Source organism: Streptomyces sp. NPDC044002, from assembly GCF_056434525.1.
Map to the genome: position 1 here is coordinate 56,901 of NZ_JBWKEZ010000036.1, position 18,984 is coordinate 75,884.

Here is an 18,984-nt window from a genome sequence, read left to right on the forward strand (position 1 = left end):
TTTTTCTCTCTTTCTCTCCCCCCCCCCCCCCCCCCCCCCCCCGCCCCTCCCCCCCCCCCCCCCCCCCCCCCCCCCCCCCCCCCCCCCGGGGCCGGCCGCGCGGCCTCAGGACGGAACCGGTGCGGGGCCGGGGCGGGCCCCGTCGGGGAGGCCGGCTGGGGCCGGGGCGCCGAACCAGCGGTGGACGGCCTCCCCGAGCCCTTCGCGGTCAGGGTGGCGGTCGCCGGCCCAGGCGACCACGCCGTCCGGCCGCACCAGCACGGCCCCCAGCCCGAGGTCGTTCGCCGCCCTCCCGGCCGCGTACCGTATCCGGTCCTCCCAGCCGGTCACGGAGGCGCGCAGGCGCCGGTCGGTGCTGAAGTCGAGCACGACACCCCGTCCGTCCTCCATGAGGTCGCCGAGGCGGCTGCCGTCCTCGAAGCGGAAGTCGGGGGCGCTGCGGCCGACCAGCGGGTGCCCGCTGCCGAGGTCGTACCGGATCCACGCCCCCGACAGCCTCTCGAACACGTAGGTCGCTCCGTCCCGGGTCCCGATAGAGTTCGCGGACCACCGCCTGGATCGCCTGGGCGTACGGTTCCGGCCTCATGGTCGCCACCTGGGCGCGCGACCAGTCGAGCACCGCCGCACCGATCGGATGGCGCTCGTCGGCGTAGGTGTCGAGGAGCCCGTCCGGCGCGTACCCGTGCACGGTCGCCGCGAGCTTCCATCCCAGGTTCACGGCGTCACCGATGCCGGTGTTCAGCCCCTGGCCGCCGAGGGGGGAGTGGATGTGGGCGGCGTCGCCCGCGAGCAGGACGCGTCCCCGCCGGTAGGACGTCGTCTGCATCGCCCGGTCGGTGAAGCTGGAGGCGATGCGGACCTCTGCGATCGTCACGTCGATGCCGGACACGCGGCGCAGGACCGCCTGGAGGTGGTCGCGGGTCAGCGGCTGTGAACGGTCGAACGCACCGCCGTCGAAGTCCATCATGGCGATGTGCCCGCCGACGGGCATCCGGAGGTACATGCCGGTCGGCGTCAGGTGGAACCCGGGGCGCAGCAGCTCGGGGTCGGTGAGGGCGGCTTGCATGGTGTAGCCGGTGAACTGCGGCTCGGTGCCGACGAACTCGAAGTCCGCGAGCCTGCGCACCGTACTGCGTCCGCCGTCGCAGCCGACCAGCCAGCGCGCCTCGTACGCGTCCGCGCCGGCTCGTGCGACCACGCTCTGCGCGTTCTGGGAGACGGCCGAGACCGTGACGCCGCGCCTGATCTCCACGCCGAGCTTGGACGCCTGCCCGGACAGCACCGTCTCGACCGCTTCGAGGTCCGTCAGCACGGCTTCGGGCGCCGGTCCGGGAAGCCGGAACGGGAGGGCGGCGACGTCGACCTGGTCCCCGTCGAGCATCATGCCGGCGAAGTGGCCGACGATCCGGGGGCGGGCCGGCTCGCCCGCTCCGGGGGCCGCGCCGAACACCTCTTGGTCCCCCGAGGCCGCCAGCAGCGGTTCCATCAACCCGCGCCGGTAGAACGCCTCCACCGACGCGGCGGACAGCCCGCGCCTCCCGAGCGGGGCCGTACGTAACGGGGAGCCGGGCCCCGGCTCCCTTTCGAGCACCAGTACGGAACAGCCGGCGAGGCCGAGCTCGCACGCCAGGGCCAGGCCCACCGGACCGGCTCCCACGATCACCACGTCATGCACGGGGAATCCCCTCTTCGAACTCCGAGCCGGACGGTCGTCCGGCAGGACCTCTCGAACGGTGTCAGCCCCCTCCGACAGCCCACCGACAGCACTGACAGCCCACCGACAGGCAACCGGCGGACGACTGGCAGCGTTCGGCGGACGACCGGCAGCGTTCGGCTTGATCCTCACGTAGGGGGAGGCCCTACCGTCCCGTGTCATGAAGATCATCGTTCATGACACGGCGTCCGCCATGCTCGATCTCCTGCAGCGCCCGCTGGAGGAACGGCCCGACGCCCTGCGCGAGATGCTCGGCCCGCTGCAGAGCGCCATGTCCGCGATCGGCGACCTGGACGTGGTCCGGATGCACCAGTCCGGCAGCGGCTTCCGGATCGACGTGGAGGATGCGCGCTACCTGACGGCCCTGCGGCAGATGCAGGACGCCCGGGTGTGGAGCCGGATCGAGGACTGCCTCGCCGCGGCGTGGCGGCGGCTGAGCGCGGCGGCGCCCGGGATCGAGGCCGCCGAGACCGTGCACGTCGTCCTCGCGCTGGGCGACCCGGACGACGAGCTGCTGACGGTCCGCAACGGGGGCTACTTCGGAATGGGCGGCATACCGGGGGCGATCCAGTTGACGATGTGGCCCACCGGGACCAGCCTCGCCAAGATCGGATACGCCGCCGCGCACGAGCTCCACCACAACGTGCGCTACGCCAACGTGGTCTGGGACCCGGCCACCGTCACGGTCGGCGAGCAGGTGGTGGCCGAGGGGCTGGCCGAGGCGTTCGTCCGCGAGCTGGCCGGCGAGGACGCGATGGGGCCCTGGGCGACGAGGCTGTCCGGCCGGGAACTGGAGCGGGTGCAGGCCGAGGTCACCGCGGCGATCGACGTGGCCGGGATGTGGAACCTGCCCCCGTACGTGTACGGCGACGCCACCGCCCGGCGCATGGGCTGCGAACCCGTCGGGCTGCCCGATGCCGCCGGATACGCGGCCGGCCTGCGCATCGTCGACGCCCACCTCGCGGCCTCCGGGCTCACCGCGGCACAGAGCACCGCCCTGCCCGCCCGCGACATCCTCGCGAACGCGGGCGTACGGACCGGCATGTGACTCCGGCGCGGGCGTCGGGCCGTACCGGCTGCTCGACTTCTGTAACTACTAGTATGTACAGTGCTCGCATGAGCACTCGGGACCGACTGATCGAGTCCACCCGCGAACTGCTGTGGGAACGCGGCTACGTGGGCACCAGCCCCAAGGCGATCCTGGAGCGCGCGGGCGTGGGCCAGGGCAGCATGTACCACCACTTCCAGGGCAAACCCGACCTCGCGCTGGCCGCGATCCGCCGCACCTGCGAGGAGCTGCGCGCCTCCGCGCAGCGCGCGCTGGACGGGCCCGGGACGCCGTACGAGCGGATCCGGGCCTATCTGGAGCGCGAACGCGACGTGCTGCGCGGCTGCCCCGTGGGCCGTCTGACGATGGACCCGGACGTGGTCGTGAACGAGGACCTGCGGGCGCCGGTGGACGAGACGATCGCCTGGCTGCGCGAGCAGCTCGCCCGCATCGTCGAAGAGGGCCGGGAGCAGGGCCAGTTCGCCCGGTCCCTCGACCCGCGGGAGATCGCCGCGACGGTCCTCGCCACCGTGCAGGGCGGCTACGTCCTGGCCCGCGCGTCGGGCTCGCCCGCGGCCTTCGACTCGGGGGTACGCGGTCTGCTCTCCCTCCTTCGACCGGCATCCTGAGGAGTTGTTCTCCCATGCACATCACGACGAAGCGGCCCGACACCCTGCAGGGCCCGGCGGAGCACTTCACGGGCACGGTGTGGCTGGACGAGATGGCCGCCCCGCCGTCACCGTCCCGGCTGCGGATGTTCAACGTGCACTTCGCCCCGGGCGCGCACACCGCCTGGCACCGCCATCCGCACGGCCAGGTCCTGCACGTCCTGGAGGGCGAGGGGCTGGTCCAGCGCGAGGGCGGTGACGTCACGGCGATCCGGGCGGGCGACACCGTGTGGATCGAGCCCGGCGAACGGCACTGGCACGGCGCCGCCCCCGGCACCTTCATGACGCATCTCGCCGTCGTGGAGGCGGCCGCGGACGGCTCGACCGTCGAGTGGCACGAACACGTGGACCACTACCCCGCTTGAGAACGGAGCTCACCGTGCACGCCATGCAGTACGAGATGACCCTGCCCGCCGGCTACGACATGGGCATCATCCGCGACCGCGTCTCCCGCCTCGGGCACGCCCTCGACGACTGGGAGGGCCTCGGCTTCAAGACGTACCTGATGCGCGAGCGCGGGGTGCACGGTTCGCCGGTGAACCAGTACGCGCCGTTCTACCTCTGGAACACCATGGAGGGGATGAACGCCTTCCTGTGGGGAGGCGCCTTCCAGGGGCCCGTCGACGACTTCGGGCGGCCCGCCGTGCGGCAGTGGACGGGCCTGGCCTACGAGGAGGGCGCCGCGGCCGGCTCCCCCGCCGTCGCCGCGGTGCGCCGGCGGCAGCGGGTCCCGGAGGGCGTGGTGCTGTCCGGGTTCATGGAGGACGCGGTGCGCGAAGCGGGGCGGCTCGCCTCGCAGGAAGGCGCCGTGCTCGCCGCGTCCGCCGTCGACTCGCACCGCTGGGAGCTGGTCCACTTCTCGCTCTGGGACCACCACGCGCCGGAAGCCCCGGGCGACGTCTTCGAGGTGCTGCACGTCTCGGCGCCCGGGAGGCACGTACTGCCGCGCGGCCGGCAGTGGTAGGCCGCGTCCGCACGGTCCTCGGCGACGTGCACCCCGATGACCTCGGCGTGTGCGACGCCCACGACCACCTCTTCCTCCGCAGCCCGAAGCTCCCGGGCCGGGAACTGGACGACGTCCCGGCCGCACGCTCCGAACTGGTCGCGTTCCGCGCCGCGGGCGGTGCGAGCGTGATCCAGTGGACTCCGTACGGCATGGGACGGCGGACCGCGGACCTGCCGCCCCTGTCCCGCGCGGCCGGGGTGCACGTGGTGTGCGCGACCGGGCTGCACCAGGCCGCCCACTACGACCCGGAGTTCCTCGACGCGTTGCGCGGCCGTCTCGCCGACGTCTTCGTCCGCGAACTGACCACGGGCATCGGCGCATCGGGCGTCCGCGCCGGGCTCATCAAGGTCGCGGGCGGCTTCCACGCCCTCGACGCGCACGCGCACTGGACGATGGCCGCCGCGGCCGAGGCCCACCACGAGACCGGCGCGGCCATAGCCGTCCACCTGGAGCACGGCACGGGCGCACTCGACGTACTCGACCTGCTGTGCGACGAGCTGGAGGTCCCGCCCCACCGGGTGGTCCTCGGGCACCTCAACCGCTCCCCCGACGGGGTGGTGCAGCGCCAGGCCGCGGAGGCGGGCTGCTACCTGGCCTTCGACGGGCCCTCACTCGCCCATCACGCCACGGACTGGCGGATGCCCGACGCGGTGCGGGCGCTGGCCGACGCGGGCTTCGGGCACCGGCTGCTGCTCGGCGGGGACACCGTCGTCTCCGGGGCCCGGTCGGTCGACGGCGGCCCGGGCATGCCGTACCTGCTGCGCCGGGTACGGCCCCGGCTGGCGGCCGCCCTGGGCGAGGAGCTGGTGGACCAGCTCCTCACGCGGAACCCCGGGCGCGCGTTCGCCGTCGACTGGCCCTGAACCCGGTGCCGGATCCGGTGCCCCCGCGGCCCGGCCCGCAGCAGCGCGGCCGGAGCACGGGCCTCCTCCACCTGTACGGCGGCTTCGGGCCCCTCACACCGCCGTGCCGTCGGGTGGCGGAGTTGCGCGCCGGGCGGCCACGGCTTGCGCGGCCGCGTCCAGGAGGCGCTGGAGGACGGGGACCGGGATCGCCGGGTTCGTGACCGCCGTGCCCGCCGTGTCGCGGTCGTGCAGCAGCCCGGCGAGGACGCGGGCCGGCAGCCGCGGATTGCGTACCGCGCTCGCGCGCACGGCGCACTCCGGGTCGTTCAGCAGCCGCACCGCGTCGGCCGGTGACAGCCGGGGGTCCTCGGCCGCGCGGCGGCGCACCTCGGCTTCCGGGTCGCGGGCGAGACGGGCGACGTCGGCGGGCGTGGACCGCGGATCGTCCAGGGCCAGGCGCCGCATCCGGCCCGCGGGGTCGCCGATGTGGCGCAGCAGGCCGGTACGGGGGAAGTTGGGGTGGCTGCGGGGGCGGTCGGGGTGGCTGAAGCTGCCGGCCCACCAGCGCCAGACCTCCAGCAGCAGCTCGGCCGGCGCGTCGTCGCAGGATTCGGCGAGGAACAGGCGAACCGGCTTGTCTTCGTCCCGGGCCAGGCGCTCCACGACGTCCGGTGGAAGGTGCCGGGCACGGGCCACGCTCCGGCGGACCCGCGGATGGGAGGACACGGCGAGGCGGCGCATCGCGTCGGCGTCGCCGTGCAGGCGCTCGACCCAGGGCAGGCTGTACGACAGCAGGGCCGGGTCGAAGGCGTGCCGGACCGCAGCGCGCTGCTCCTCGTCGAGGTCGGGCCGCAGTGCCACCTCCGAGCGGACGTCCTCCTCGGGGTCCTCCGCCAGGACTGCGACGCCGAGTGGGCCGAGTTGCGGGTTGGCGGCCAGCGTACGGCGTTCCTCGGCGGTCCCGTCCCGGGTGAGGTCCGCCTCCAGCCCGGGTTCCAGCCGGCACGCTTCGAGCGCGCGCCGGGGCTCGGGCAGCGCCGCGTAGACCTCACGGGGCATGGGGATGCCGGTGTGGTGGGCGAGCAGCGCCTCCGTGCGCACCAGGTCGTCGGGGTCGGCCAGCAGCCGGTCCCGCAGCGGCGCGGCGAGTTCCTCCCACCGGGCGCAGGCGGCGGCCCGCACCCGGGGGTCGGCGTCGGCCGCGAGGTCCGGGAGGTGGCGGGCGGGGACCCCTGGGAGTTCGGCGGCCGTGGCACGGGAGGGGCCGGCGAGGAGCTCGTCGTACAGGTCGTCGGGGAGTTCGGCGCCCCAGACGCGGGCGCGCTCGGCACACAGGACGCGTCGCGCCGCCGACGGCTCGGCGCGGACCAGACGGACCCACTGGTCGGAGGTGAGCTTGGGGCGGAAGGTGTCGGCGGGTGTGGACCGCACCCACGGATCGGGGTGCACGACGGCGGCGTCGAGGACGGCCGGACGGTCGCACCCGTGCAGGAAGCCCGCCTCCACGTCCAGCAGCCGGATCAGCAGTTCGTCCGGTGCGGCCGGGTTGGACCCGATCCACTCCGCCCAGTGCAAGGGCCACGCGGGCCGGCCGGGCACCGCTGCCCACACCTCGGCGCGCTCGGCCCGCGTCTCGCGTCCGGCGGCCTCGGCGGCCTCCTCCAGCCGGTCCGGCAGCCGGTCGAGGGCCGTCACCCGGGGCCCGTCCGCGCCGGGCACCTCCGCCAGGAGCACCTGCCCGTCGAGGGAGAGCGCCACGAACCCGGGGTCGCCGGTCAGCCGGGGCACACCGCCGCCGGCGGAGCGGACCCGGGTCCACCAGGAGTCGTTGCCGCCGATCCGGTGTCCGAGTACGGCCACCAGGAACTCGCCGTCGTCATCCGCGAGGCGGCGCCACCACGCGGCGTCGAGCGCTGTGCGGGCGGCGCCGTCGGGCGCCGCGGTCCCGTGCGCGATGCGCCAGGCGGCCTCCGGCGGGAAGAGGCTGCCGGGGCGCACGTCCTCGACGACGGTGAGTCCGGTGCGCGGGAGGAATGCGTGGAGAGGCTCTCGGTTGGACACCCGGTCATGATGCCCGCCGCCTCGGGGAAGGGGCGACCCGGCCCCCGCGGAGTTCCGCCGGGGCGCTCAGCGCCTCGTCTCGTACCTGGTCAGAATCACCCCGCAGGGAAACGTCCGCGTCTCCACCAGGTTCAGGTTCACCCAGCTGTCCAGCGCGGTGAAGAACGGCGTGCCGCCGCCCACCAGGACCGGCGCGGTGGCCAGCACGTACTCGTCGATCAGCCCGGCCCGCATGGCGGCCCCGGCGAGCGTCGCGCCGCCGATGTACATCGGGCCGCCGTCCCCGGCCTTGAGCCGGGTGATCTCGGCGACCGCGTCACCGGTGACCAGGCGGGTGTTCCAGTCGACTTCGCCGATCGTCGAGGAGAACACCGCCTTCGGCATGTCCCGCCAGCGGCGCGCGAACTCGGTCTCCGCCGGGGTGACCCCGGGCTGCCGGCCGGCGGTCGGCCAGTACGAGCTCATCGTCTGCCACAGCTTGCGCCCGTACAGCGACAGGCCGGTCGCCGGCAGCTGGTCGGACCAGAACTGGAACAGCTCGTCGCTCGGCACGCTCCAGCCGATGTCGCCGCCGGGCGCGGCGATGTAGCCGTCCAGGCTCAGGTTCATGCCGTAGGTCAGTTTCCGCATGACGCCAGCCTTCCGTGAGCCGGCCTCCATGGTGCTGACCGACGCGGCGGACCCCGCACGGCGGCGATGTCCGCCGGGACGGTCGCGCAGAGGAACCCTCGGGTTCCCGACCGGTTCCGGCCCCTGACGGGCGCGTACGTCAGGCCTGCGCGTCACCGCCTCCGGGGTGCAGGCGCTCCCACGCCGCGGCGAACATCTCGTGCAGCGGGGCCGTCGGCAGCACCCGGCCGAACGGCGAGCGGATGCTGTTCCCCCAGAGCGGGCGCACCTCGTGCGAGGCCAGTTTGGCCGTCTCCAGCGGCAGGTGCGGCGACTTGAGCTCCGTCCACTCCCCCGGCAGGAACAGGGTCCGGCCGGCTCGTGCCCGCTTGGCCTCCACCACCGTGCCCGTGGCGAGCAGTTCCGTCCGGACTTCGGCGTGCCGTCTGGTCGTCCAGCCGTTCCAGCGGCGTACGTTGCGGTCGGTGGGCGCCGCCAGCGTCGCCAGCTGGAGGTACAGCGCGGCCGCGTCGGCGCCCGTGCCCAGCCGCTGCGCGACCCGGGCCACCAGCTCGGGGCAGGACTGCCGCGGATCCGCTTCGTACGCCCCGGCCGGCACCGCCCCGGAGCCGGCCCGGCGCATCATGCGCTCCAGGCCGCCGCCGGCCAGCAGCGGTGCCGCCCGGTCGAGTTCCTCGGTCAGGTCGGTGAGCTCCCGCACCCGCTCCCACACCTCGGGGTCGGCCACGGCCGCCGGACGCAGGAAGGAGGCGCCGCCGGGCGCGCACACCACCAGCGGTCCCGAGTCGAACGCGGTCACCGGGACGGGCCCCTCCTCCTTGCGGGAGTCCATCGCCACCGGCAGCCGTCCGGGGCCGAACCGCTGCTCGATGGCCGCCGAGGTCGCCTGGACGCGTCCGCCGCCCAGCGGCAGCAGCAGTTCCGGCCGGTCCAGCTCCGCCCGCAGCCGCTCGTACAGGGCCGTCGCCCCGGCCACCGCGGGATCGCCCGCGGGACGGTCCGTCCACGCCCACACCAGGGCGCTCGCGGCCTGCCCGAGGTCGAGGCCCACCGGGGTGCGGTACGGCAGTTCGGGCCCGGCCGGGGGGACGGCGCGGACCTCCACCCCGATCCCGTACGGGGTCGCCGCCAGCTCCCAGCCGACCGCCTCCACGGTGGAGTCCGCGGCCGCCCCGTACCCGCCGGCGAGCCGCCGCGCCCACACCTCGGACAGCCCGAGCGCGTCCTCCAGGGCGTCCGCCGCCTCGTCGTGGACGGCGGGCAGCACGCCCACGAGCTCCCGCCACACCCCGGCCATCCGCTCCACCGCGGCCTCGGCCCCGCCGGGCCGCCACAGCTCTGCCGGGTCGTCCGGCAGGGCCGCCGCCAGGACGGCCCGGCGGCCCGCGCCGCCGAGCCGGGCGCGCAGCGCCTCGTACGCCTCCGCCGTCATCGGCGTCGCCTTGTACGGGGCCTTGCCCACCAGGGAGCGCTGCTCCTCGCGGTCGGACCGGCCGGCCAGGCCGGCCACCACGAGCCGGGCCACCGCCCGCCGCACCCCGGTCAGCGCGGCGAACCGGGCGGCCGCCGACTCCGGTACCGGGAGCGGGCCGTGCTCCTCGACGGCGGCGATCAGCGCCCGCAGCCGGGCGGCGTCGTCCCGTTCCACCCGGACCGGCCGGGCCGCCGGAACGGCCGCCGGCACCGGGTCGTGCGCCCCGTCCCCGGCGGCGGCCGCCACGAACCAGCACTGCGAGCCCCCGGGCCGCACCGGGGCGGACACCACCGTGGTGCCGCCCGCACGCAGCCCGTCCAGGACCTCACCGGCCGCCCGGCCTGCCCACCAGCGGCCGCCCGCCCGGGCGAACGGCTGGTCGGCCCAGGTGTCCAGCAGCGCGATCAGCGCGGCCCGTTCCCCGTCCGGGGTCGGCGCCACCGCCGCCCGCCAGGCCGCCGCGTCGATCGTGCCCAGCAGCTGCGACCAGTCCTGCGGCGGCGCCGGCGGCGACAGCCGGCGCACCTCTTCCCCGATGGTCCCCGCCAGGCAGGCACCGTCGGCGGCCAGTGCGCTCAGCGTCGCGGCGAGAGCGACGTCCGCCGTGCGCCGCCACGCGTCCTCCTCCCCGTACGACACCAGCCCGCACAGCGCGGGCATCAGCTCGCCGTCCGGCACGCACCGGCCCGGCAGGACCGGCGGCGCCTGCGCGAGCAGGGTCACCCGGCGGTGCAGGGCCAGCCGGCGCTCCTCCACCCGCAGGGCCCGCTCGGCGACGGCCGCCACGGCCCCGGCCAGCACCGGGTCGGTGACGGCCGGCAACTCCCGGGCCACGGCGGCCCGCAGCGCCTCCGCTCCGGTGCGGGCGGCCGCCAGCAGCGCCTCGGCCGTCTCCCGGCCCACGGCGCGCAGCGCCCGGGACCCGGCCGCGTCCCGGGTCCGCAGCAGGTACCAGAACGCGGGCGGCAGGGCGACGCCGCCCGAGGCGGTGGCCTTGCGGACCGGCTTCACCCGCGGGTGCCGGGGCGAGGCGTGCCCGTCGAGCTCCCACAGCAGGGCGCCGTCCGCCGCGTACGCGCGCACGCCCGTCCGGGTCTCCGCCTCGGCGAGCACCACGTCCTGGTCCGCTCCCTCCGGGGGTGCCCACAGGCCCCACGGCTCCTGCCCGGCCCGGTCGATGTCGAACAGGGCCCTGCGGCCGTCGATGCTCTCCACGAGGTAGTGGTCGGGTGCGTGGCCGCGGTGCCGCGTGCGGAACAGGATCCGGGTGCCGACCAGCCCGTCCCGGCTGCCCAGGGGGGAGCCGGTGAGGCCGTCGGGCAGCGGCGCGAGCTGCAGGGCCTCCCTGGCCGCGCTCATCCCGGCCTCGGACGGCTCGGCGGCGGGATCGGAGGCCGGATCGGCGGCGGGATCGGCGCCGGCGGGGCGGCCCGGGAAGTCCGGCAGGGCCACCGGGCCCCGGGTCTCGCCGGAGGCGGGGTCCGCCAGCTCCCACGGCCGGTCGTTGTAGACGCCGTTGACCCAGATCCGTGTCCCGTCGCCGAGCTGCAGCTCGTCGCCGTCGATGCCCTCGCGGCCGCCCGGGCGCAGGGCCCGCTGCCCGGAGTGCCGCCCGCCCCCGTCGGCGGTCTCGAACTGGAAGCCGTACGCCCCGTCCAGGCTGCCGCCGAACGGTACGAGCCCGCTCTGCTGCTCGGGGGTGAAGGGCTCGTCGGGCCGGTCGGCCCACACGGCGGTGTCGCAGAAGTACGGGTTCGGTTCGAGGGTCCAGCTGACCAGGAAGGAGCCGCCGACGTAGTGGACGGCGAACATGGTCGCGTCCTCGGGCACCGTGAAGCGGCAGGAGCCGCGCTCCCCGTCCGGGGCGACGGCCACCGCCCGGTCCCGGCCGAAGACCGTCAGCACCGGCCAGGTGGAGGTGACCCCCTCGACGCCCGGCAGGGGTCCTGCGGCCTGCCCGGGGGCCGCGGCCGACGCGAAACCGGCGTACACCGACTCCAGCTCGGGCCAGGCCAGTTCCTCCGGCAGGCCGGCGGCGAGCGCACGCCGCAGCGCGCCGGCCGCGCCCGCTCCGTCCAGGGCCTCGGCGATCCCGCCGAGCGCCGTCACCGTGGGGCGGTCCAGCAGGGTCTCCAGCTCGGCGAGGGACTCCTCGGCCCCGGCCATGCCCCCGCCGCCGACGGCGGCGACCAGCTTGCCGACGCGCGCCGCGACCTCCTGGGCGATGCCCTCGTTGCCCGGCAGCAGGGTGATGGCCGTCCCGGCCCGGCGGACCCGCGTCTGCCAGTTCGGCAGCAGGTGCTCGTGCACGGTGCCCTCCAGCCGGGGGCCGAACACCGGGTCGGCGGCCAGTGCGGCCATGTCGCGCCGGGACCGCTCGCCCCAGAACCGCATCCGCGTCTCGGGCCCCGGGTCGACGACCGCCACCCCCGCCGCCAGCAGGGCGTCCAGGACGTCCGCGTCGAAGCCCTGGTAGTGGTGCCGGGTGGTGTGCGCCGTCACCGGGCTGCCCTCCGCCCGCAGTGCCTGCCCCAGGACGCCGGCCAGGTCGAGGAATTCGCCGGGCAGCGGCTGCCGCGTGACGCCGCCACCGCCGGCCCGGGTGTACTGGTACATGTGCACGAAGTGCCCGACCCAGCGGTGCAGTCCGCCGTCCGGCACGATCCGCCCGTCGGCCATCGCCGCCACCGCGCCGCAGCCGTCCAGCAGCCGCAGCCACGCCCCGCCGTCGGTCGCCCCTTCCGGGAACACCTCCGCCAGTCCGGCGGACACCGCGTCCGCCGGCGGATGGGCCGTCAGGACCGCGCACGCCGCTTCCAGCAGGGCGTCCGGCACGGACTTCCTCCGGGTGACCGACAGGATCGAGCCGGTCATCCGCGCGACCTCGTCGTCCCCGTGCCCGGCGGCCTTGGCGGAGGCCCGGACGCGCCGCACCAGGTCGGCCGGCAGGTCCGCCCGCGAGCCGGCCCAGGCCGTGAGGAACTTCTCCAGCTCCAGGTGTGCGCCCGCCGGGTCCAGCGTCGCGGCCAGGAAGCGCTGGTGGGCGCCGAACTCCTTGGCCGGCATGGCCCCGCCCGCCGCGAACAGCAGTGCGTTCGCCCGGCGGTAGCCGGGATCCACCGGAAGTCCGTGCTCCGCCTCGGCCGTCCGCGCCGCGGCATAGGCCCGGCCGCCCGGCCGGCTCCCGTACCCGATCAGCCGGTGGCCCACCGTGTCCCAGAACCACGGCAGGTGCGCCGGGGGCAGCTGCCGCGCCCGGTACGCCATCGTGTCCACGAAACCGCCGGGCTTGTGGTGGGACCGGCCGAGCTCGGTGCGCATGAACTCGATCAGGTCGCGCGCGACCCGGGCCGCGCCCGGATCGTGGGCGGCGACCCAGTCGGCGTAGGTCGTCGAGGCGTGCGCACCACCGGACGGCAGCAGGGATTCCAGAGAAACGATCACGCCTGGATCGTCGCACGGCCCGCCGACAGGCCCGTCGGCTGCCGGACTCGGTGACGGGGGCGACGTGGTCCGTGAGCGGGTCCCGGGGTGCCGCGCGGCCGTTCCGAACCCCGTCCGGTCAGGCCTGACCGGCGTCCGGCGCGGCGTGATGCGGGCGGCGCGGTACGACGCAGTCGCCCACCAACTCGTGGAGCGCGTACGCCGCGTTCATGACGCGGTCGGCCGTCTCCCCCGCGTACAGGGAGGCGTTGGCCTCGGTCGCGGGGAACACGTCGACCAGGACGCTCGCACCCGCCCGCGGGATCACGGCGTCGGCCGACCACGCCTGCGCGCACGCGCGCAAGGCCGCCCTGAGCCGGCCGTAGCCCTCCTCGTCGAAGCCGCTCCCGGAGCGCAGCCGGTGGTCGAAGGCGAGCCACGCCTCGATCAGCTCTCCGACCACGCCGCCCGCGGGCGCCCGCGACTGCCGCTCGTTCACACGGACGATCATACGGACGCCGCGTGACAGCCGGGCGGCCCCGGCCGGCCCCCGGGGCGCACCGTCACCCGTTCCACCCCGTCCGGCGTCGGCCTCACCGCGCGGCGCGCGCCCCGCGCCCGCGCCGCGTCCTCGTGGCGCCGACCGCGGCCACCGTCCAGGCCGCCGCCCACAGCGCGCCGACGGCGAGTGCCGCGAGGGCGGTTCCCGCCGCGGGAGGTACCGCGCCCAGGGCGGGGGCCACGCCCGCCGCCCGCGCGCCGAAGCCGATGACCCCGGCCCCGACCATCAGGATCCCGGCCCAGGACACGAGGACCGCGCCCCGCCGCACCCACCGGGCGGCCGGCGGACGGACCAGCAGCAGGGCGACCAGCGCCATCAGCAGGCCGAGTCCGGCGTTGCCCAGCTGGGCGGCCGTGACGTCGCCGACCGACGCGTAGGCCTCGGGCGGGGCGGGAAAGCCCGGCATGCCCAGCTCGCCGTCCCGCGCGAGGCCGACCTTGCTGACGGTGTAGGCCAGCGCGCCGGCGCAGGCGGTGAGCGCGGCGGCCCGCTGCGTCCGTGTCGTGGTCGTTGTCGAGTCCATGACCCCATGGTGGTGCGGAGCGCCGCAGCGCCACGTCCTCCGAACGTACCGGCCTCCTCCCCCGCTCGGGGGAGGAGGCCGGATCCGGGGCCCGCCCCGCGGCCCCGCCCGGATGCGGGGAGGGCGGTCAGCCGGCCCGGTCGGTGTGGGTTTCCCCTGCTGCCAGGGGGGTGGCCGCCCAGCCGTGTTCCAGCAGTGTGAACAGGTCGCGCATGGTCCGGGCCGGGTCTTCGGCCGCGCGGGCGATGCCGGGGGCTTCCAGCGTGAAGCGGGCCAGGCCGGCGACGGCGGGGTCTTCCGGGGTGAGCCCGGTGGCCTCGGCGAGGACGGCCGCCAGCGCGCTCTCGTGGCGCTGCCACATGCGCCGGGCGTAGTCCCGCAGCGCGGGGGTGGATTCGACGAGGACGAAAGTGGGGTCGTCGGTCCGCACGGCGGTGCGGGTGCGCACCATGTGGTCGCGCAGGGCGTGCAGCACGGACCGGCCGGGGGCCCGGTCGCGAACGGCTGCGACGAGGGCGCTCTCCATGTCCGCGTCCAGGTCGAAGACGAGGGCTTCCTTGCTGGGGAAGTGCTTGAAGAGCGTGCTCAGCGAGACGTCGGCCGCCTCCGCCACCTCGCGCACACCGACGTCGTCGAAGCCGCGCTCGGTGAACAGCCGCACCGCGGCGTCCGTCAGGGCCTGCCTCGTCTGGGCCTTCTTGCGTTCGCGACGTCCTGTCGTGGTCCCGGTCATTCCGCCACCCTACCCCCTTGAGCGGATTCGATCGTAAAGGCTAGCCACTGCAAAGTCGGAGCGGTTGTACTTTTGGAGCTGCTGTGTTTCTGTGAAGGCACCCTCCCCGCCTTCGAACGGAGCGTGACCCTCATGCCCACCACGGCTCGTATCGCGATCGCCGGCGCCGGCCTCGGCGGCCTCCTCTGCGCCCGCGTCCTGCAACGGCACGGCGTGCCGGTCACGGTCTTCGAGCGCGAGAGCTCCCCCGGTTCCCGCTCGCAGGGCGGCACTCTCGATATCCACGAGGACACCGGCCAGGCGGCCCTGCGCGCAGCCGGCCTGTTCGACGAGTTCCTCGCGCTCTCCCGGCCCGAGAGCCAGGAATGGCGCCTGTACGACCGCCACGCGACCCTGATACGCCATGACCGGGCCGGCGAGGACGATCTGAGCAGGCCCGAGATCGACCGCGGCCTGCTGCGCGCGCTCCTGCTGGACTCCCTCGCCCCCGGCACGGTCCGCTGGGGCCACTCCGTGCGGGCCGTCACCCCGCTGCCCCGTGGTGCCGTCCGCCTGCACCACCAGGACCGCACGGGTGAGGACTTCGACCTGGTCATCGGTGCCGACGGCGCCTGGTCCCGGGTGCGCCCCGCGCTCTCGGACGCCCGGCCCGCCTACTCCGGCGTCACGCTGGTGGAAGCCCGCTTCGAGGACGTCGACCGTCGTCACCCCGGCATCGCCGAACTGGTGGGCCGGGGCACGATGTCGGCCAAGGCGGGCCGCCGCAGCCTGGTGCTGCAGCGCAACGGCGACGGACACGTCCGCGCCTACGTCAACTTCCGCGGCCCCCGGGACTGGCACGCCGGCCTCGACCTCGCGGACACCCCGGCGGTACGGGCGTGCCTCCTCGCCCAGTACCGGGGCTGGCACGAGAGCCTGCTGGACATCCTGCGCGACAACGAGGGCGGCTTCGTCAACCGGCCCGTGTACGTCCTTCCCGTCGACCACTCCTGGCGGCGCGTCCCCGGCATCACCCTGCTCGGCGACGCCGCCCACCTGATGCCGCCCGTCGGCGTCGGGGCCAACCTCGCCCTGCTCGACGGAGCCGACCTCGCCCGGGCCGTCATCGGCCACCCCACCGTCGGGCAGGCCGTCGACGCCTACGAGAGCGTCATGCTGCCCCGCGCCACCGCCCACGCGAAGACCGCCCGGCAGATGCTCGACACCCTCATGCCCGACACCGACTCGGACGAAGCCTTCTTCCCCGACAGCCTCTGGCCGGCCAACGGCTAGCCGGAGGTGCCGGTCCCGCTGTGGTGGCCGCCGGCCGTCAGGGGCGTACGGCGTGTACGCCCGCCTCGTTCCAGAAGTACAGGAGGCCGTCGGCGGCGAGTGGCGGGAGGCCCGCCGTGGTGTCCTCTCCCGCACCGACTCGCCAGAGGGCCTCGCCGCTGCGGGCGTCGTAGCAGTACCAGTCCCGCAGGTAGCAGATGAACAACAGGTTCCCGGGTGCGACGCCCGCCTCGTAGGAGGAGTCGGGGCACTGACCGCGCCAGCGTTCCCGCCCCGTGTCCGCGGCGTACGCCCGCAGCGTCGTGCGGTCCGCCTTGCGGAGGCTGCCGTCCTCGCTCCAGCTCAGGTAGGCGCCGTCGCCGTCCGCGGCGAGCACGGGGCTGTCGTTGAGGGTGGTCGAGAAGGCGGGCGCGGTCCAGCGGCGCCTGCCCGACGCGGCGTCGAAGGCCTGCAGCTGCTGTTCGTCGCGCGGGCGCCGGCCGGGCGCGCTGACGTAGACGGCGTCGCCGTGCGCCACCGGCACCGAGGCGTGCGCCGCCGGTGCGGTCCAGCGGACGGCGCCGGTGCGCGGGTCGTACGCCACCAGCTTCGAGCCGATGCCGACGTTGCCGTTGCGCCCGAAGAGCAGCCCGGCGGCGCGGGCGTCCAGGGTGCACCGGCCCCCCGGCTTCTCCGGCGGCGCCGTCCAGCGGACGGCGCCGGTGCGCGGGTCCAGCGCGGCCAGGCTCCCTTCCTGCGTGTTGACGTACGCGAGGCCGTCGCGCACTTCGAGGACGGAGGCCTCGGTCTGCCACAACGGGTTGCCGTTCTCCGTGTCGAGTGCGTACAGGACGATGGGCGGCGGGTCGGGATCATCGTCGTAGGTCGACGGGAGGAAGCTGACCATCACGACGGAGCCGTCGGCCCACACGTTCCCCGCGCTGGGCCGGCTCAGGCGGCCTCCCGGGAGCTGACGCCACATCTGCCCGCCGTCCGCGGTGCGCAGCGCGTGCACCGCGCCGCCGTCCGTGGCGACGAACACGGCACGCGAGGTCACGGCCGGTGCGCCGGGGCGGGCGCCGGCCAGGGGCGCGCGCCAGCGCTCGCGCCCGGTGGCCGCGTCGATCGCGTACAGCCCGTCCTTCTCCGACCTGGCGTAGAGCACGCCGTCCTGATGCACCATCAGGGCGTCGTGGAGGCCCTTGCCGCTGCCTTCCCCGTCCAGCAGGGGGAAGGTCCACAGTGGCGTGCGGACCGGCGGCCTGTCCTCCGCCGCGCCGCCGATGGCGTCGCACGCGGAGGTGCCGAGTACGCAGCCGCCGGCCGCGCCGGCCGCCAGCTTGAGGAGCCGGCGGCGGCCGATGTGCTGCTGTGCCCCTGGTATGCCCATCGGGGCAGAGTAGGCGACGTCGCTCACATCCGCCCGCCCGAAACCGTTGACGACGTCGGCGTCGGCGTCGGCGCCAGCGCCGGCGCCGGCGTCAGGCGTCGTGCGGCGAGCCACAGGAGCAGCGCCGTGTACGCGCACAGCACGGTGAGCCCGGCCCACCACGGGAGCGGGAAGTAGCCGGCGGAGGGCGCGTAGTGGGCGAGGACCTGGGGGTGTTCGACGAGGGTCTGCTGCGCGGCGAAGCCCGCGGCCGGGGTGAGGCGCAGCAGCCACTGCGCCGGGGCGTCGGCGATCAGCGGGAAGGACGTCACCGCGTACGGGACCCAGACCGCCAGGAGTGCGAGGGGGACCGCGTACCGGGCGCGCCGGAGCAGGGTGCCGAGCGCGAAGGCGAGGACGGCGGCGAGGGCGAGGGCGGCGGCGGTGCCGAGGACGACCCGTGCTCCGGTGGGCGCGGGCACGGAGAGCACGGTGATCCCGTTCCCCTTCAGGACCGACACGCCTGCCGGGACCACGACGGCGACGGCGAGGAGCCCGGTGGCGAAGGTGGCGGCTCCGACGACGGCCGCCCGCGCCGCGAGCACCCGGCGGGTGCCCGGCGCGCCGGGGCCGCCGGAGGTGGCGAAGCGCACCGCGACCACGAGGACGACGAGCAGGGCGAGCGGCAGGCCGCCCAGGGTGCTCTCCACCGGGCGGGCGCCGTCCTCGGCGCCGGCCGGGCCGATGTCACCGACGCCGGTGACGGTGACCGTGCCGTCCTTCTCCACCGCCCCGGACGGCTGGTGGTACTTCTCCCAGTCGGTCCCGTTCATCTCGCCGACGGTGTCTGTGGTCCAGCCCCCGGCGGCCGCGCCCTCCAGGGCGACCTTGTCGAAGACGCCGGAGGCCTGCGTGAAGCGCACCTGCTCCTTGACGCCGCCGCCGAAGCCGACGGGCTGCAGCGTCAGGTCGCCGGGCGAGGCCGCGAACAGGCCGACCCGCGCGGCCTTGCCCAGTCCGGGCAGCCGCGCCGTACCGACCTTCGTCCAGCGCTCGCCGTCGGCGGACTCGTACCCGGTGACGGTGTCCCCCGACCGCGTCAGCCGCAGCCAGCGCGGCGACTCGGGCGAGACCCCGCCGGCGCGGCCGGCGATGTCGTGGTGGTAGTCGTACTGCATGCGCACCCCGTGGGCGCCGGTGAGCATCAGCGCCGCGTACGAGGATCCGGGGCGGACGCCGTCCTTGATGATGATCCCGGCCTTCGCCCAGGGCACGAGGCCCGGGAGGATCTGGTCGTGGTTCGGCGGCGGGTAGGTGATCGTGCCCGTCATGGACGTCATCCGGACGGTGAGGGTGCCGTGTTCGCCCAGCTCGCGGTGGGCGAAGGCGAACTGGTCGTTGACGAGGGAGCCGTCGGGCCCGGTCGGGTCGGCCGGGCAGGGGCCGTCGCAGGACGCGTGGTTGCCGAAGGCGTAGAGCAGGCCGAGGGAGACGACGGTCAGCGCGGCGGCCACCAGCGCGATCAGCCGGCCGGGGCGCCGGAACCGGGTCCATTCCCGCCGGAGCGGTTCGTTGGTCGTAGGCATGGTCCGGTTCTACGGTCCGGCCCCTAACGCGGTCCGAACCGTCCCCGTTATGCCGCTGTTAGGTGCGGCGGGGCATCCTGGGCCCGGCCGG

General features: G+C 75.6%; 14 protein-coding genes and 1 pseudogene. 6 read left to right on the forward strand and 9 right to left on the reverse strand.

Features of this window, described 5'->3' with window-relative positions:
- Nucleotides 1-105: 105 nt before the first annotated feature.
- Nucleotides 106-1,675 (reverse strand): annotated as a pseudogene (locus AC07A6_RS25045) (FAD-dependent oxidoreductase).
- Between the two features lie 199 nt (nt 1,676-1,874).
- Between AC07A6_RS25045 and AC07A6_RS25050 the strand changes: the two are divergent.
- The 5 genes from AC07A6_RS25050 to AC07A6_RS25070 are packed head-to-tail and all read left to right on the forward strand — an operon-like array spanning nt 1,875 to nt 5,299.
- Entirely contained in the window at nt 1,875-2,762 is an 888-nt protein-coding gene (locus AC07A6_RS25050) for a DUF2268 domain-containing putative Zn-dependent protease (protein ID WP_478778591.1), read from the forward strand.
- A gap of 53 nt (nt 2,763-2,815) precedes the next feature.
- The gene (locus AC07A6_RS25055) at nt 2,816-3,391 is read left to right on the forward strand and encodes a TetR/AcrR family transcriptional regulator (RefSeq protein WP_362457087.1); all 576 of its coding nucleotides are present in this window, start codon (nt 2,816-2,818) and stop codon (nt 3,389-3,391) included.
- Nucleotides 3,392-3,405: 14 nt separating this feature from the next.
- Nucleotides 3,406-3,795, forward strand: a complete 390-nt coding sequence (locus AC07A6_RS25060) for a (R)-mandelonitrile lyase (protein WP_362457090.1) — start codon at nt 3,406-3,408, stop codon at nt 3,793-3,795.
- Between the two features lie 14 nt (nt 3,796-3,809).
- Nucleotides 3,810-4,394, forward strand: a complete 585-nt coding sequence (locus AC07A6_RS25065) for a DUF4865 family protein (protein WP_478778592.1) — start codon at nt 3,810-3,812, stop codon at nt 4,392-4,394.
- Nucleotides 4,388-5,299: a phosphotriesterase family protein gene (locus tag AC07A6_RS25070; RefSeq protein WP_478778593.1), complete on the forward strand. Its 912-nt coding sequence runs from the start codon at nt 4,388-4,390 to the stop codon at nt 5,297-5,299. Before AC07A6_RS25065 ends, AC07A6_RS25070 begins: the two co-directional genes overlap by 7 nt.
- Before the next feature lie 93 nt (nt 5,300-5,392).
- Here the strand turns inward: AC07A6_RS25070 and AC07A6_RS25075 are convergent, their stop codons facing one another.
- The 6 genes from AC07A6_RS25075 to AC07A6_RS25100 all read right to left on the reverse strand — a co-directional run bounded on the left by AC07A6_RS25075 (nt 5,393) and on the right by AC07A6_RS25100 (nt 14,687).
- Entirely contained in the window at nt 5,393-7,342 is a 1,950-nt protein-coding gene (locus AC07A6_RS25075; RefSeq protein ID WP_478778594.1) for a hypothetical protein, read from the reverse strand.
- A 66-nt stretch (nt 7,343-7,408) separates the two neighbouring features.
- Complete coding sequence (locus AC07A6_RS25080) at nt 7,409-7,972, reverse strand: dihydrofolate reductase family protein (RefSeq protein ID WP_478778595.1); 564 nt, start codon at nt 7,970-7,972, stop codon at nt 7,409-7,411.
- 139 nt (nt 7,973-8,111) lie between these two features.
- Entirely contained in the window at nt 8,112-12,890 is a 4,779-nt protein-coding gene (locus AC07A6_RS25085; RefSeq protein WP_478778596.1) for a hypothetical protein, read from the reverse strand.
- Nucleotides 12,891-13,008: 118 nt separating this feature from the next.
- Nucleotides 13,009-13,368 carry a hypothetical protein gene (locus AC07A6_RS25090; protein ID WP_478778597.1) on the reverse strand — a complete coding sequence of 120 codons (360 nt, stop codon included), beginning with the start codon at nt 13,366-13,368 and terminating at the stop codon, nt 13,009-13,011.
- A 94-nt stretch (nt 13,369-13,462) separates the two neighbouring features.
- On the reverse strand, nt 13,463-13,954 hold the full coding sequence (locus AC07A6_RS25095) for a hypothetical protein (RefSeq protein ID WP_478778598.1): 492 nt from the start codon (nt 13,952-13,954) through the stop codon (nt 13,463-13,465).
- A gap of 127 nt (nt 13,955-14,081) precedes the next feature.
- Nucleotides 14,082-14,687: a TetR/AcrR family transcriptional regulator gene (locus tag AC07A6_RS25100; RefSeq protein ID WP_478778599.1), complete on the reverse strand. Its 606-nt coding sequence runs from the start codon at nt 14,685-14,687 to the stop codon at nt 14,082-14,084.
- Between the two features lie 132 nt (nt 14,688-14,819).
- On the opposite strand from AC07A6_RS25100, the gene AC07A6_RS25105 reads away from it, so the two are divergent.
- Entirely contained in the window at nt 14,820-15,959 is a 1,140-nt protein-coding gene (locus tag AC07A6_RS25105) for an FAD-dependent oxidoreductase (protein WP_478778600.1), read from the forward strand.
- 37 nt (nt 15,960-15,996) lie between these two features.
- Here AC07A6_RS25105 and AC07A6_RS25110 read toward each other — a convergent pair whose 3' ends face one another.
- Both AC07A6_RS25110 and AC07A6_RS25115 read right to left on the reverse strand, forming a co-directional pair.
- Complete coding sequence (locus AC07A6_RS25110) at nt 15,997-17,328, reverse strand: outer membrane protein assembly factor BamB family protein (protein ID WP_478778601.1); 1,332 nt, start codon at nt 17,326-17,328, stop codon at nt 15,997-15,999.
- A gap of 23 nt (nt 17,329-17,351) precedes the next feature.
- Nucleotides 17,352-18,893: a hypothetical protein gene (locus AC07A6_RS25115; RefSeq protein ID WP_478778602.1), complete on the reverse strand. Its 1,542-nt coding sequence runs from the start codon at nt 18,891-18,893 to the stop codon at nt 17,352-17,354.
- Between the last annotated feature and the right edge of the window lie 91 nt (nt 18,894-18,984).